This is a genomic window from Dysgonomonas sp. Shenzhen-Wh21 (genome assembly GCF_043392705.1).
GTDB lineage: Bacteria > Bacteroidota > Bacteroidia > Bacteroidales > Dysgonomonadaceae > Dysgonomonas.
Genome location: NZ_JAIXHZ010000209.1, coordinates 15,388 through 30,637 on the forward strand (window position 1 = coordinate 15,388; position 15,250 = coordinate 30,637).

The 15,250-nt window shown below is 36.8% G+C and carries 13 protein-coding genes; 9 read left to right on the forward strand and 4 right to left on the reverse strand.

The genetic code is table 11. From position 1 onward, the window contains the following. Positions 1 to 41: 41 nt before the first annotated feature. From LDB17_RS14225 to pdxB, 7 genes are all read left to right on the forward strand, one after another. A complete protein-coding gene (locus tag LDB17_RS14225) occupies positions 42 to 1,910 on the forward strand; it encodes a heavy metal translocating P-type ATPase (RefSeq protein WP_306540389.1) in 1,869 nt (622 codons plus the stop codon). Positions 1,911 to 1,938: 28 nt separating this feature from the next. Beyond that, complete coding sequence (locus tag LDB17_RS14230) at positions 1,939 to 2,187, forward strand: hypothetical protein (protein WP_006801094.1); 249 nt, start codon at positions 1,939 to 1,941, stop codon at positions 2,185 to 2,187. A gap of 73 nt (positions 2,188 to 2,260) precedes the next feature. Then, a complete protein-coding gene (locus LDB17_RS14235) occupies positions 2,261 to 3,112 on the forward strand; it encodes a phosphatase PAP2 family protein (protein WP_252638436.1) in 852 nt (283 codons plus the stop codon). Between the two features lie 126 nt (positions 3,113 to 3,238). Next, the gene (locus LDB17_RS14240) at positions 3,239 to 4,087 is read left to right on the forward strand and encodes an RteC domain-containing protein (RefSeq protein WP_006801096.1); all 849 of its coding nucleotides are present in this window, start codon (positions 3,239 to 3,241) and stop codon (positions 4,085 to 4,087) included. A gap of 424 nt (positions 4,088 to 4,511) precedes the next feature. Next, entirely contained in the window at positions 4,512 to 5,018 is a 507-nt protein-coding gene (locus LDB17_RS14245; RefSeq protein WP_006841958.1) for a ferritin, read from the forward strand. An 87-nt stretch (positions 5,019 to 5,105) separates the two neighbouring features. Beyond that, positions 5,106 to 5,798: an ABC transporter ATP-binding protein gene (locus tag LDB17_RS14250; protein WP_252638437.1), complete on the forward strand. Its 693-nt coding sequence runs from the start codon at positions 5,106 to 5,108 to the stop codon at positions 5,796 to 5,798. Next, positions 5,782 to 6,897, forward strand: a complete 1,116-nt coding sequence (gene pdxB, locus LDB17_RS14255) for a 4-phosphoerythronate dehydrogenase PdxB (protein WP_252638438.1) — start codon at positions 5,782 to 5,784, stop codon at positions 6,895 to 6,897. The genes LDB17_RS14250 and pdxB overlap by 17 nt, the downstream gene beginning before the upstream one ends. Before the next feature lie 39 nt (positions 6,898 to 6,936). On the opposite strand, the gene LDB17_RS14260 is transcribed toward pdxB, so the two are convergent. The 4 genes from LDB17_RS14260 to glyA form a co-directional block, all read right to left on the reverse strand. Next, on the reverse strand, positions 6,937 to 7,677 hold the full coding sequence (locus LDB17_RS14260) for an NUDIX domain-containing protein (protein WP_252638439.1): 741 nt from the start codon (positions 7,675 to 7,677) through the stop codon (positions 6,937 to 6,939). 11 nt (positions 7,678 to 7,688) lie between these two features. Further along, positions 7,689 to 8,531, reverse strand: coding sequence for a hypothetical protein (locus tag LDB17_RS14265; RefSeq protein WP_252638440.1), 843 nt, complete (start codon positions 8,529 to 8,531; stop codon positions 7,689 to 7,691). Between the two features lie 228 nt (positions 8,532 to 8,759). Beyond that, positions 8,760 to 10,667, reverse strand: a complete 1,908-nt coding sequence (locus LDB17_RS14270; RefSeq protein ID WP_393925105.1) for an LTA synthase family protein — start codon at positions 10,665 to 10,667, stop codon at positions 8,760 to 8,762. A gap of 160 nt (positions 10,668 to 10,827) precedes the next feature. Then, positions 10,828 to 12,108, reverse strand: coding sequence for a serine hydroxymethyltransferase (gene glyA, locus LDB17_RS14275; RefSeq protein WP_252638442.1), 1,281 nt, complete (start codon positions 12,106 to 12,108; stop codon positions 10,828 to 10,830). Between the two features lie 381 nt (positions 12,109 to 12,489). Between glyA and LDB17_RS14280 the strand changes: the two genes are divergently transcribed. Together LDB17_RS14280 and LDB17_RS14285 are read left to right on the forward strand one after the other, a co-directional pair. Further along, positions 12,490 to 13,641, forward strand: coding sequence for a HAMP domain-containing sensor histidine kinase (locus LDB17_RS14280; RefSeq protein ID WP_252638443.1), 1,152 nt, complete (start codon positions 12,490 to 12,492; stop codon positions 13,639 to 13,641). Positions 13,642 to 13,732: 91 nt separating this feature from the next. Next, the gene (locus LDB17_RS14285; RefSeq protein ID WP_252638444.1) at positions 13,733 to 15,229 is read left to right on the forward strand and encodes an MFS transporter; all 1,497 of its coding nucleotides are present in this window, start codon (positions 13,733 to 13,735) and stop codon (positions 15,227 to 15,229) included. Positions 15,230 to 15,250: the final 21 nt, after the last annotated feature.

Sequence of the window (15,250 nt, forward strand, 5' to 3'; positions counted from 1 at the left end):
ATAATTATAAATGCACATCTTGCGACTCTACCGAGTCGCAGATGTTTGAAAATAACTGGAAGCAGTATATCCCGGTTTCAATAAGTTTACTTATGCTACTTGTTGGTATTACGATGGATAATTTTATTCCAGATATATTTAACGGCTATCTTCGTTTAGGGTTGTATATTATAGCTTACATCCCTGTTGCCTTTCCCGTTTTTAGGGAAGCCGTTGAAACGATCAAGGAAAAGGATTTCTTTACTGAGTTTACACTTATGGGGATGGCTACACTTGGAGCTTTCATTATAGGCGAATATCCCGAAGGAGTAGCTGTAATGGTATTTTATACGATTGGTGAATTGTTTCAAGATTCGGCTGTGAATAGAGCCAAAAGAAACATTAAGGCATTGCTTGATGTACGTCCTGACACAGCAACTGTTTATAGAAATGATTCATATCAAACAATATCTCCTGAAGAAGTGGAAATTGACGAAGTTATTCAGGTAAAAGCCGGAGAGAAAGTCCCTTTGGATGGAATAATGCTTACATCATCAGCAAGCTTTAATACAGCAGCATTAACAGGGGAAAGCAAACCGAAAACTATTTCAGCCGGTGAAACTGTACTAGCAGGAATGTTGAATCTTGATAAAGTGATCGAAATAAAGGTTGCTAAAAAGTATCAGGATAGTTCTCTTGCCAGAATCCTAGAAATGGTGCAAGATGCAACTTCCCGAAAAGCAAAGACAGAGTTATTGATCCGTAAATTTGCCAAGATATATACTCCGATTGTATTCCTGTTAGCTCTCTTTATAACAGTCATTCCTTATTTTGTGGTGAGCGACTATATATTTAGCGAATGGTTATCCCGTGCATTGGTATTCTTGGTAATCTCCTGCCCATGTGCATTAGTTATTTCTATCCCATTAGGCTATTTCGGCGGAATCGGAGCAGCTTCTAAAGCAGGCATACTCTTCAAGGGAGCTAACTATCTCGATTTAATGACTAAGGTCAATACAGTCGTGATGGATAAAACAGGTACTTTGACCAAAGGTGTGTTCAATGTGCAGAAAGTTGCGTCGGTCGATGAAGATAAGCAAGAGGAATTTGTCGCTATTGTTGCTGCCATAGAGAAATTCTCAAATCATCCCATTGCTAGAGCAATTGTTCAATTTGCAAAGGATTCAGATAATTATACAGCTACAGATGTGGAAGAAATATCAGGGCATGGACTTAAAGGGATCGTAAATGGAGAAGAAGTATTGGTGGGCAATGCTAAGTTGATGCAGAAATTTAATATCTCTTATGACAGAACAATTGAATTTATAGTTGAGACTATTGTGATTGCAGCTATTAATGAAGAATATGCGGGCTATATAACAATAGCGGATGAGGTAAAAGATGATGCACAGGCTGCTATTTCAGATATGCATTTATCTGGAATCAAACAAGTTGTAATGTTGAGTGGGGATAAATCTTCCATAACGAATAATGTAGCATCCAGCCTTGGTATTGACAGTGCCTATGGGGACCTCTTACCTGAAGATAAGGTTCGTCATATAGAGGAACTGAAAACAGAAAAGAATAATGTCATTGCTTTTGTCGGAGATGGAATAAATGATGCTCCCTCACTGGCATTAAGTGATGTTGGAATAGCAATGGGAGGAATGGGGAGTGATGCTGCTATCGAAGTGGCCGATGTAATCATTCAGACAGATCAACCATCCAAAATAGCAACTTCGATTAAAATAGCTAAAGCTACAAGGCAAGTTGTCATACAGAATATAGTATTGGCATTCTCGGTTAAACTGATTGTACTTATTTTAGGTGGTTTTGGTTTGGCTACCATGTGGGAAGCGGTCTTTGCTGATGTTGGGGTCTCTCTGCTAGCAATACTAAATGCGGTCAGAATATTAAAAATGAGGTTCTGAAAGTCTTGTAACTAACACTATTATCGTCATGAGTAAAAAGAGACGTATAAGAAGATTAGCAGCAAGAAAAGAAACTCCATCAAAACTGAATCCCATTATAAAAAGATATCTTTCTCTGATAAGTATATCTATAGGTGCTTTGATGGGAATAATTGTATGGCTTATATTCTTCAGATGTAAGAGTGAACATTGTCCAAATCATTTTAATCCGATTCCATATATGGTAGTGTTTGGGTTTAACACATGGATTATAGCTAATTATATTTTCAGAAAGTAATTTTTCAAAATTTCGTTTGGCTGAACACAACTCTTTAGCTCAGCCAAGCGAATCTTATTTTTATAAAAAAACAATGAATAACATATCGGTTTGTATTGTCTTCTTCTTGCTCTTATTTCAATCGGTAAAAGCGGATACAGTAGATAATGATACACTACAAAGCAACTACCCAATCATCGATTTTTCGATTCAGGGCAGTGATATACCTTCTGCTAATTTAATTTCTGTAGATACAGTCATTTCTGACAAGATAAAACCTGTAAAACAGCTTAAGTTTTCATATAAGCAATTAATTATTCCTTCGGCTTTAATTGCTTATGGTGTATTTGAAACAGCTATAGAGCATAATTATTTGCTTAACAGGCAGGTAAAGCATGAAGTAACAGAACATATTGATTCGAAGTTTACCATAGATGATATTTCTCAATATGTTCCGGCAGGAAGTGTATACGCACTGAATTTAATGGGGATAAAAGGTAAAAATAATTTTAAAGACAGAACCTTTATTCTAGGAATATCTACTCTTTTTATGGCAGCATCAGTAAATACGATAAAGTATTCAACAAAGATAGAGAGACCAGATAAATCAGCGAAAAACTCTTTTCCCTCAGGTCATACAGCGGTAGCTTTTATGGGTGCAGAATTTCTTTGGCAGGAATATAAAGATGTTTCAATATGGTATGGCATAACAGGCTACACCATTGCAACCGGAACAGGGATATTTCGTTTATATAATGACAAACATTGGTTTGCAGATGTTATTGTGGGAGCCGGACTCGGTATTCTAAGCACCAAGGCTGCTTACTGGCTTTATCCCTATTTGCAGAGGAAGTTTATGAACAAAGGTACATTTAGCAAACAAATCTCTTTTAGCCCTTTTTATAATGGAAAACAAGGAGGTCTGGCTATAGCCTTATCTCTGTAATAGCTATTGTTGGAGACATGTCCTATATGAACTAATTATAGGTTTGAGCGATTATTATGACTTATTCTTTCTTCGACTAGTCTAAAATAGGTATCTAATACATAAAAAACAGAATACAATAATACAATGGAGCAATTTATTCGCAATATAAAAGAAAATATCAATAAAGAAATTCAGCTTATTGATTCTGAGGAATGTAATATCTTTCAGAAATCTATTAGTATTATTTCATTATTGGAGTCTACATTTGATGAATTAAAAGAATTTGTTTCAAATTATACATTTAAAAGTCCGCTTGATGAAATCATCTTTTTTAAAGAGACGAAACCTCAACTTTTTAGCATTCTAATTTACCATAGAAAGATATATAATCTGGAAATGCGAATGCCCACCGGAAGTTGCATCGATCGCAAAAATTATTTAGAAGGAATTTTAGGACGCATAAAGTATTTTTTCGATAATAATGCTGACTTCTATCAATATTATCGTTCAGGAAGTACCCACCTTGATAAATATTACTTTCTAAGAGGTAAGCCAGATATTCAGTTAATACAGGATTGCTTCTACTTTGAAAGGGACTCTAAATTCTCTACGAGCTTTGATTTTAAGGTTTCGAAGATGATTGCCAATGAGAGATTAACGGTATATGTAAACAATAAACTCCTACATATTAGTAATCTCGAATCCAATATTCAAGACTCATTTAATTTGCCAAAGGCAAGACTGACATGGACTGCTAAAAAAGCAGAACTTGTTGAGCAGATTTACGCATGGGATAACGCAGGTTGTTTCAATAATGGCAATACGAATATAAAAGAGCTAGCGGAATATATTGAAACTGTTTTCAATATCAATTTGGGTGACTTCTATCACACGTTTCTGGAAATTCGAGAACGTAAAGGTAGCCGTACTTTATTTTTAGATAAATTGATAAAGCTTCTCGAAGAAAGAATGGATGGATTAGATAATAAATGAGCATGATTTTTATAAAAATACACTATATTTGTCGATAGGAAAATAACACTATTCAATAGCGGACAAAGAACAGCCAATAGCTGTCAATTAGCTTCTCCTAAAGTGTTCACCTCAAAGCGATCTGATCAAGTAAAGTATTGAATAATATATGGTTGATAGGTGTGGTTCACAAGCCCCCGCTTCCGCAAAGAAGTGACCGAATAGGTCACTTCTTTTGTTTTTTATATCTACAGGTCTTTTGTCGTTGATCCGATATTACATAATAGGTTTTTTCGATAACTCATTAATGATTATAAATAGTTTTTGAAATAATAATTATATTTTGTAATATTGCATAACATATTTGTGTATTAGACGAACTATTGAACAATTGCCATTACACAAGTGTTGAAAGAATAAACTAACATCAAAAATATCATCAATTATGTTAAGTAAAAAACTAGAAGCTGCATTAAATGCACAAATCAATGCTGAATTTTGGTCAGCATATTTATATCTGTCTATGGCTGCTTATTTTGCAGCAGACGGAAAACCGGGTTTTGCAAACTGGTTCGAAATCCAGTTTAAGGAAGAACAAGATCACGCAATGAAATTTTTCAAATACGTTACTGATAGAGGCGCAAAAGTAGAATTGAAGCCAATTGAAAAGGTGGATTTGACTTGGGAATCTCCTCTTCATGCATTTGAAGAAACTTTGAGACATGAAAAGATCGTAACAGGGAGAATCAATGACTTGGTGGCGTTGGCTAAGGAAGAAAAAGACTATGCTACCGAAAGTATGTTGAAGTGGTTTGTAGACGAACAAGTAGAGGAAGAGGCTACAGCACAAGGTTATATCGATGCGTTGAAAATGATTAAAGATAACGGTTTTGGAATCTATACAATGGATAAGGAATTGCAATCAAGATCTTATTCTCCAGTAGCAGGTTAAAAGGCAGTGTCTAAATTATAAATGTAAATCTCCCCGGAATATTCCGAGGAGATTTATTATTTTTACACAATCATAACAATTATCCATTTGATACAAATAGAACACATATCCAAAACGTATGGAGATCAGGTAGCCTTAACTGATGTGAATTTTTCGATACAGAAAGGCGATATAGTAGGGCTTCTCGGAGTAAATGGTGCGGGAAAATCTACCTTGATGAAAATTCTTGCAGGTGGTATACTTGCAGATAAGGGGCGAGTGACTTTTTCAGGAGAAGATATTCGTTCTAATCCTTTAGCGGTTAAAAAACGTATAGGGTACCTCTCGGAAGACAATCCTTTATACGAAGATATGTACGTAAAAGAATATCTGGAGTATGTTGCAGGAATCTATAATGTAGGGCACGATGCTGTTTCTCGTGTTATTGAACAAACCGGACTGGAGAAAGAGTACAAGAAAAAAATAAAGGCTCTTTCAAAAGGAAATCGTCAACGAGTTGGTATTGCTCAGGCATTGGTTCATAACCCTGAATTTCTTATCTTGGATGAAGCTACTTCCGGCTTAGACCCCAATCAACGCGAAAGTTTCAATACTCTTTTCAAGGAACTGTCGAAAGATAAGATGATACTTTTTTCTACTCATATTTTATTTGATGTAAAATCTATTTGCTCTCGTGTGATCTTTTTAGATAAAGGAAAGTTGTTGATAGATAAAAATATAGATGAAATAGATTCTATAGAAAATACATTTCATACTCTTACAAATGAAAATAATAGCTGACAAAAATATACCCTATCTCAAAGGTGTGGCCGAATATTACGGAGACGTTACTTACCTCGATGGAGCTGCTTTTACTCACAATGCGATCAAAGAGGCTGATACTTTAATCGTGCGTACTGTTACTCGCTTTGACGAAGCAATACTAAAAAATACAAATGTAAAGCTTATATGCTCCGCTACTATTGGCTATGATCATATCGACACCGATTACTGTGATGCACATGATATCGTGTGGCATAATGCTCCGGGGTGCAATTCCGGTTCAGTGCAGCAATATATCGTTTCTTCATTGATAAGAATCTCCCGCCAGAAAGGCTTTGAACTCAAAGATAAAACGATAGGTATTGTTGGTGTTGGCAACGTAGGGAAAAAGGTAGCGAAAGCTTGCGAAATGTTAGGTATGAAGGTTCTGCTAAATGACCCACCACGTCAAAAAGCCGAGCAGAGAGATTTATTTGTCAGTCTGGATGAAATAATAGATAAAGCTGATATTATCACTTTTCATACTCCTTTAACAAAGGAAGGCGAATATAAGACTTATCATTTAGCAGATACCGAGTTCTTTTTGTCTCTCAAGAGACAGCCGATTATAATAAATTCGGCCAGAGGTGCGATTGTAGATACAGCGGCTATAAAAATAGCTATAGCTAACAACCTTATATCGGGAGCAATTATCGATTGCTGGGAAAAAGAACCCGATATAGACCTTGAATACATGGAGATGGTTGATATTGCCACTCCGCATATAGCAGGTTATTCGGCAGACGGAAAAGCCAATGCAACACGTATGTCTCTAGAATCCGTTGCAGATTTTTATGGGATGAGCAAAGAGCCCCTGTCTCGCATAATAGCGCCTGATCCTGTAAACCCTATAATAGATCTCACAGGACTAAAAAACTCCGATAATCCTCTCTTTGATGCTATATTGCATACATACGACCCCATGTCTGACTTCGAAAGACTAAAAGCATCTCCTGCGACTTTCAAGCAGCAACGAAATAACTATCCTTTGCGCAGAGAGTATTTTGCTTATAAAATAAATGCTGATATTTCTTCTGATGTGAGGCAATCCCTTCTGGACTTCGGTTTTGCTGAATAATTATAAATTAATATTCTGGGTTATTTCCTTATTTTACGATTACAAATTGTTGCTCATTAACTGAATTCCAAGTCTTTCGGCTTCTTCATATTTTTTCTTGTCGAAAGAGTACAAATTGGGCGATTTGTGGGCTCCCACTTTTCGTGTTTCATTCAGTGCCTTTATAAAGCCAATAGAGAGCATTTTGCGCTGGAAGTTTCTTCGGTCTAGTTCTCTTCCTAATATTGCCTCGTAGATACTTCTTAATTCGGGCATTGTGAATTTTTCGGGTAGAAGTTCGTAACCGATAGGTATGAATCCAATTTGTTTGCGGAGGGTAGAGAGAGCGGTTTCAAAAATAATCTTATGTTCCGGGTGTAAATCTGAGATATTATTTATTTCAAACCATTCGATATGTTCAGAGTCGTTATCTTCTACAAGTTGTGCATCTCCTGATTTGATAAGGGCAAAATAGGCCAGACTAATTTCACTAAGTATCTCGGGGTTTTCGTTTTCTTCTTGTTTTTTATCTTTTCTCCCAAAGAATGAGAACTGCTTCAGATAGGTATCGCTTAATCCTGTTTTTGCTTTTAAGATCCGGCGTGCCGTTTCATCCGGTATTTCATCTCTTGTTATAAGCCCTCCGGGAAGCATCCATTTTTCGCCGGCACTGGGTTTGCATAGTAAAACTTTGAGGCTTCCTGAGTGAAATCCGAATATTGTACAGTCGACCGAGATATTAAGATTGAAAATATCCTTTTCTTTTCTCTGAGGCTCGGCAGTAGATTTTTCTTTTTTCATAAAAATTAGAGTTATTGTAGCTTTGTGTTGTAAGTGTTTGTGCTGTCTTTTTTATTATCCAGATAATAGATGTGAAATTCAGCTTTCTCTTTAGCTGTTTTAAGGCTATCGAGCTGCAACATCATTACTGATAACTGATACGATTTGGAAATCGCCGACTTTACCTGTTGCGATAAAGTATATGTATATCTTCCTTGTCCCTCTAAGGTGACAGATAAAGGGCTATTGGTATTTGAGAAAATGAACTTCGCAATTCCATTTTCCTTATTACCTGAGAAACGGATTACTTCATACGTTTTACCCATGTTTGAGAAACGATAATTCAAGCCATCGTCATTTACTGGTATGGATTCAGCAAATGAGCCATCTTTAGACAAAATCTTTATTTTATTATGTTTTTGTCCGCCAATAAATACACTTTCAATATATAACTGTCCATTTTCTTCTACTCCCGAACGAAGAGTTGTAGATGTAATAGATGAGGTTACACTCTCTTTTGGGATATAGCTTCCTGTTTCTTGGTATTGCTTGTTTTGTTGAAAGCTAAACTTCGTTTTCTCTTGTTCTACTTTGGGTTCAAAAGAAGATATAAGCGAATCGCATTGCGCTATTATTTGCTCGTTTTCCCCTCTGCGAATCGAGTCTAACAACAAGATCCCTGCCTGTAATTGAGGAAAAGCTTTCGGGTGATTTGCTTTCAGGCTATCAAGGGTCTGTTTAGCTAAAGCGTATTCAGCCTGCGAATAAAGCTGTCGGGCTGTATTTAGTTGTCTTTGTGCTTCTTTGTTTTCAGATGTACAAGCGAATAGTAAAAATGACAAAAGTATAAATATACTTCTATAAAAAGTTTTCATTGGACTACACTCTGTATAAGTATTCTGGGAAATTGTACTCATGTAATTTTAGGCTAAATTACAAATTAATTTTTAATTTAACATTACTATTGCCTAATAATTGTCTATATTACACTATACGGTATTGGTTTCCACCTATTTGATAGTGATAAAGCTATTTATGTTTTAGTCTGAAAATACTATGCCGCTGAGTGGTTGGTGTCTAGTCCGTTATGGGATATGTGGTTTTTATTTCTTTACTCTTGTCAGTTCATGTTTGAGCATATAGTTAGCAGTTTGAAACATGGCTGCTGAATATAAGTTCATGCTATCTGCTTTCTGTTTGAATTGGGAAAGAATATTGTCGCTACTATTTTCACTATATTCATATAACCCATCTATCTTCGATTTGAAGTTATAAGTATAAAAGTATTTCTCATCGATACATCCAAGCGCATTATCAGAAGAGAAAAACATATACGGACGTTTTGTCTTAAACATGTCTACCCCAAAAGTATTATTCATGTACGAACGGTCTAGTAAACCCATAATGGTAGGGAATACATCAACTTGTCCTCCCGGACTGGAAACCGTTGTGGGCATATCTGTAAACGCGGGAGAGTATATGATTAGTGGGATATGGTTTAGCGAAAGAGGCATTTCATAGGTTTGTGTACCCACTATTTTTCCATGGTCTCCAAGCAGTACAAATATTGTATTTTTAAACCAGCTTTGTTTTTCTGCATCAGCAAAAAACTGCCGTATGGCATCATCTGCAAATGCTACTATTTGGAATTCGGGTTTTGTGCTTACATTTTCAAATTTTGCAGGTATAATATATGGAGGATGATTGCTCACTGTGAGTATTGTTGCAAAAAAAGGAGATGATGTCGGAGCCTTTTCATTTATTTTGTTCAGCGAATAACTGAGTAGAAAATCATCTGCAACACCAAAGCTGTTTTTTCGCATTTTGGGTGGATAGTTTTCTTGAGAATATATTTCTTCAAATCCATTTTCCAATAAGAAAGCATTCATATTGTCATACTGGGACTCGTGCGGCATGAAGAACATCGTTTTATAATTTTGCTCTTGTAATGTATTTGGTAACCCCTGGCATAAAGGGATTGTTACATTTTTCATCATGTTCTTATCAAACAAGGCCGGTAGCCCGTACAGTGTGGCTAAGATACCATGATTGGTATGTGTGCCGGCTGAATAGAAATGATCGAAATAGTATGATTTCTTTATAAGTTGGTTGAGAAATGGAGTTATTTCTTTTCCGTTTTCTGTGACTTTTAGTAGATCGGCAGACATCGATTCCATGAGTATGACAACTACATTCATATCTTTTGCCGTACTTTCAGCTTTAATATATCGGGCAATAGGCGACTTTTGCTCATCAGCCGGGTATAGTCCGAAAAACTTCTGTGTATATGAAATAGCGTCTTTTTCTGAAATAACATTGTCTATGCTATGATGAGTTTTCGATGATTCGATAACATCCCGCAAGAAATAAAAAGAGGGGTTTATTCCCAACTGATTTAAGAATGAATTGTTGCAAAAATAAGCTTGGCTTGTTTTTATCGGATTGTATCCGAAACGCCCCCTGATACCCAATATGCATAGTATGGCAAGGACAATACAAGTTGGAATATAAATGAAATATTCTTTTCCTTTTATATTTTCTTGCTGTAGTTTTAAAAGTCTGTTGCTCAACTTGAAAACCAGATATCCAAAAACAATGACTACCAGAAGAAAAACACCCATATATATGTAATATGATGTTTCTTCGAATATCATTTTGGCTGTTGTACTACTTTCTTCATTCCAATTGAAGATAGAACTGTTCAGATGTTTGAAGAAATAAGCGAAGTAAGGAATGTCTGCAAAACCAATAGCAAAAACCACTGTATAGATCAGTATATAGTATACATTGAATGAGTTGAACGCAATTTTATTTACTTTATTAAAAAGACCTAGAATGCAAATTACTACAAGTGGTAATGCTGAGATGTAGCATGCAGTGACATTGTCGAACCAGATACCTCGGATCAAAGCTGAGAAAATCCAACTGGCTTTTGAGGTTACACTTTCTATATGTTGCAGGTTTGTAAGTAATAATAAGGTGCGTTGCAGTGACATTATGATTAATGCCATTATATGTATAGACAATACATATAGAATGCTTATTTTGATTTTTTTCATCGGAATACATACAGAAGCTGTTTAAAAGCAAACACTATGAGGTGTAATTGCCTTATTAAACAGCTTCTTATCTTTGTATATTAGTTAAGTTCTATCAAACAGGAATAGTATTCTACCAAGCAAATAATGGATAATCTTTCATTATTCCATTTACTTTCTCACGTACGGCTTTTATTACTTTTCCGTCTTCCGGATTAGAAAGAACTGTATCTATCAATTCCACTATTTCTCCCATCAAAGGCTCTTTTGCACCACGTGTAGTGATTGCCGGAGTACCGAATCGAAGACCTGATGTAAGGAATGGACTACGGCTATCGAACGGAACCATATTCTTATTGGTGGTGATATCGGCTTCCACAAGTACTCTTTCGGCAAGCTTTCCTGTCAGTTCAGGGAATTTAGGACGCAAATCTATGAGCATAGAGTGATTGTCTGTTCCTCCTGATACTACTTTGTAGCCTTTATCCATAAAAGCTTGAGCCATAACAGCCGCATTCTTTTTCACTTGAGCCTGATAAACTTTGTAGGAAGGATCGAGAGCTTCGCCAAATGAAACTGCTTTAGCTGCAATTACATGTTCTAGCGGCCCGCCTTGAATACCCGGGAATACTGCCGAGTCTAGCAATGCAGACATCATGCGTACTTCTCCTTTCGGAGTTTTCTTGCCCCACGGATTTTCAAAGTCTTTGCCAAGCATAATTGCGCCACCACGTGGTCCACGCAATGTTTTGTGAGTTGTTGTAGTCACAATGTGTGCGTGAGGGAGAGGATTATTAAGCAATCCTGCTGCAACCAGTCCTGCCGGGTGAGCCATATCTACCATAAATATAGCACCTATTTCGTCGGCTATTTTGCGGATACGTGCATAATCCCAGTCGCGAGAATAGGCAGATGCTCCGGCGATGATAACTTTAGGTTTTTCTGCACGGGCAACCTCTTCCATTTGCTCATAGTCTACTTGCTCTGTATCTTGTTTTACATTGTATTCCAATGCATGAAACATCAATCCTGAGAAGTTGACAGGCGAACCATGTGATAAGTGTCCTCCGTGTGAAAGGTTCAGTCCAAGAAATTTATCTCCGGCCTGCATACAAGCAAGGAATACTGCTGCATTTGCCTGAGCTCCCGAGTGTGGTTGTACGTTTGCCCACTCAGCTCCGAATATTTCTTTTAGCCTATCTATAGCTAGCTGTTCGCTAAGGTCTACAATTTCGCATCCCCCATAATATCTTTTGCCCGGATACCCTTCTGCATATTTGTTTGTTAAGCATGATCCCATAGCCTCCATTACTTGTTCACTGACAAAGTTTTCAGAGGCGATAAGTTCAATCCCTTTCAGTTGTCGTTGATACTCTTTTTCAATAATATCAAAAATGGCTGTGTCTCTTTTCATAAACTGATAAAATTATGAGGTAAATAAATCATCAAGCAAAGGTAACTATTTTAGTAATTTATATCGTAGTCTTTTCTTTAATTATTTTCTTGATGTAAAAGCTAGTTTGTATCTTAGATGCAGAAAACATATAATTTTTCGGAGGAAGATTTTTTCTTTAAAGGAATGGATAAAAATATTGTCTCTTTGTATATAGCACATAAGAAATATTAAATTTTATCTATATATACTGGTGTTTCTGCAAAGAGAAAAGTGACACTTATAAACATACGCAAAACTGTCACTTTTGTCACTTTTTATTGAAGTGTCTGTTTGTAAGTTGTTTGAAATCAAATGTAATAGGCGTATAAAGCGTTAGGTGTATAATAAAGCATATATTGAATGAAATTATTCGAAAATAATAAAATACTATTCAGGTCTCTGTTTGTAGTCATTGCTCTTCTTATTGTGGTGGCATCTCTTATTGTGTCACATTTTTTGGTCGAGAATCTATCGAAAGAAGAGAGAAATAAAATTGAGATTTGGGCTGAGGCTACAAAAGAAATGGCTAGCAATGCTGAAAATATGAATATGAATCTGGTTGCTCAGATACTGAAAAGTAATACGACGATACCTGTTATTCTATACGATAAAAAAGAGAATTTTTATACTTCGGCAAATATCGATCTCCCCGAGCTTGACGACCAGATTTTTCTGAAGCAAAGAGCAGAATCTTTTAAGAAAAGGCATGATCCTATCATTATTGAAGCTGAAGGGTTCGACCAGTACATATATTATGATGATTCGTATACGTTAAAACAATTGCAGTTATATCCTTATGTTCAATTGGGTGTGCTGTTTATATTTATGATTACAGCTTTCTTCGCTCTGTTTACTACTATGAGAATGGAACAGGATCGCTTGTGGGTAGGGTTGTCGAAAGAGACTGCTCATCAGTTAGGGACGCCTATATCGTCTTTGCTGGCATGGCTGGAATATCTGAAACTCAAAGAAACGGATCAGTCTATTGTAAGAGATATGGAGAAAGATGTAGACCGACTGCAAATGATTACGGATCGGTTTTCTAAAATAGGTTCGGTTCCTGCCTTAGAGCCTAAAAATATGGTAGATATAATTCATCGATCGATTGCTTATCTCGAAAAGCGGATATCAAAGAAAGTTGTTTTTGTTGTAGAACTGTCAGATAAGCCTCTCTATGCACAGGTGAACGAGCCATTGCTAAGCTGGGTAATAGAAAATCTTACCAAAAATGCTGTTGATGCTATGAGCGGACAAGGGCAAATAATATATCGGCTTTCTGAAAAAGGGAAGTTTGTATCCCTCGATATACAAGATACAGGGAAGGGAATTCCCAAATCTAAGTTTAGAACTATTTTTAATCCCGGCTATACAACAAAATCGAGAGGCTGGGGGCTTGGACTCTCATTAGCCAAACGTATCATTGAGTCTTATCACAAGGGGCGAATTTATGTAAAAACGTCAGAAATCGGTGTGGGGACAACATTCTGTATTGAGTTAAAAAAGGCTGAATAGTGTCATCCGGATAACTTTTTAACTGTTAAATCGGATAATTTTCTTATTTTTGTCGCAATTCAATTTATTTTTAATAATTCTATAAAGACTGATGACTAAATTCTCAAAAGCCTTTTGGGTCGCCAACACAGTTGAGCTGTTGGAGCGGCTAGCGTATTATGCAATTTTTATTTCATTAACCTTATATCTATCCAATGTATGGGGCTTCAATGATGTTGAGGCCGGTATTATCGCCGGTTCGTTTTCTGCATTGTTGTATTTCTTACCCACATTTGTTGGTGCATATTCTGATAGAATCGGTTTCCGTAAAGCTATAATGGTTGCCTTTGCTCTACTTACTGTCGGGTACTTTGGATTAGGCTTAGTACCTACTCTTTTGGAGAGTGCAGGACTTGTGCAATATGGTGCTGCCAATGCAGTCGGATTAGAACCCGGCTCTAAAGATAGCGGGCTGGTAATAGAGACTTTCCGTTCCTTTTTTAACTCTTTAGGTGTAGGTAATTTTGACAGATACACCACGTTTACAGGTCTCAGAGATAGTATGCAGCAATGGACAATTGTCCCTATACTGTTATTGATTGTTGTGGGTGGAGCTTTTATAAAATCCGTAATCTCGGGTACTGTGGCTAAAGAAACGACTACAGAAACACGAGCAAGAGGTTTTGCTATTTTCTATATGATGGTGAATATCGGAGCTTTTACAGGTAAGACTGTAGTTGATCCGCTTCGTAAAAGTATTGGAGATCAGGGTTTGGTCTACCTGAACTATTTTTCGGGAACGATGACTTTAATTGCTCTTGTTATCGTTTTCTTCATGTATAAGTCGACACAAACGGCAGGACAAGGCAAGAGCCTTTCGGAGATATGGCAAGCCTTGATAAAGGTGTGTAAGAACGGACGCCTTGTTGCTCTCATTCTTATCACCAGCGGTTTCTGGATTGTACAGCAGCAGATGTATGCCTCTATGCCTAAATATGTAATCCGTATGGTAGGAGCAGATGCTTCTCCGGGATGGATTGCTAACGTAAACCCTTTCTTCGTCTTCCTATTGGTAAACTTGATTACCACGATAATGAAAAAGCGCTCGCCTTTATCGTCCATCATGGTAGGTATGTTTATTATACCTTTCTCAGCATTGATCATGTCCTTTGGAAATATAATGGGTGGTGATCCTATTTCTGTATTTGGACTTACGACCATACATCCTGTAACGCTTACCCTTATCGTGGGTATCGCCTTTCAGGCCATAGCTGAATGTTTTATCTCTCCTCGTTTTCTCGAGTATTTTTCATTGCAATCGCCTAAAGGAGAGGAGGGGCTTTATCTTGGATTCAGCCATTTACATTCATTCGTTTCCTCGTTGGTCAGCTTTATTGTTGCCGGTTTCTTATTGGAAAGATTTTGTCCCGATCCCTTGTCGGAGCGCTTTGCCAACTCGACTAACTTTGCGGCGGATTACGCAGCAGCTACAGCCAACGCCCATTACTTATGGTATGTATTCTTTGCCATAGGGCTAGTTTCGGCCATTGCTTTGGTTATATACGGTATAGTCGTGCGAAGAATAGATGCAAAAAAAGTGATAGAATAATTTATAGATAGTGAAAATATT

Excerpts from the sequence above, each read along its gene's own strand:
- LDB17_RS14225 (WP_306540389.1), top strand. The coding sequence starts at position 42 with ATGTTTGAAAATAACTGGAAGCAGTATATCCCGGTTTCAATAAGTTTA.
- LDB17_RS14230 (WP_006801094.1), top strand. The coding sequence starts at position 1,939 with ATGAGTAAAAAGAGACGTATAAGAAGATTAGCAGCAAGAAAAGAAACT.
- LDB17_RS14235 (WP_252638436.1), top strand. The coding sequence starts at position 2,261 with ATGAATAACATATCGGTTTGTATTGTCTTCTTCTTGCTCTTATTTCAA.
- LDB17_RS14240 (WP_006801096.1), top strand. The coding sequence starts at position 3,239 with ATGGAGCAATTTATTCGCAATATAAAAGAAAATATCAATAAAGAAATT.
- LDB17_RS14245 (WP_006841958.1), top strand. The coding sequence starts at position 4,512 with ATGTTAAGTAAAAAACTAGAAGCTGCATTAAATGCACAAATCAATGCT.
- pdxB (WP_252638438.1), top strand. The coding sequence starts at position 5,782 with ATGAAAATAATAGCTGACAAAAATATACCCTATCTCAAAGGTGTGGCC.
- LDB17_RS14260 (WP_252638439.1), bottom strand. The coding sequence starts at position 7,677 with ATGAAAAAAGAAAAATCTACTGCCGAGCCTCAGAGAAAAGAAAAGGAT.
- LDB17_RS14265 (WP_252638440.1), bottom strand. The coding sequence starts at position 8,531 with ATGAAAACTTTTTATAGAAGTATATTTATACTTTTGTCATTTTTACTA.
- LDB17_RS14270 (WP_393925105.1), bottom strand. The coding sequence starts at position 10,667 with ATGGCATTAATCATAATGTCACTGCAACGCACCTTATTATTACTTACA.
- glyA (WP_252638442.1), bottom strand. The coding sequence starts at position 12,108 with ATGAAAAGAGACACAGCCATTTTTGATATTATTGAAAAAGAGTATCAA.
- LDB17_RS14280 (WP_252638443.1), top strand. The coding sequence starts at position 12,490 with ATGAAATTATTCGAAAATAATAAAATACTATTCAGGTCTCTGTTTGTA.
- LDB17_RS14285 (WP_252638444.1), top strand. The coding sequence starts at position 13,733 with ATGACTAAATTCTCAAAAGCCTTTTGGGTCGCCAACACAGTTGAGCTG.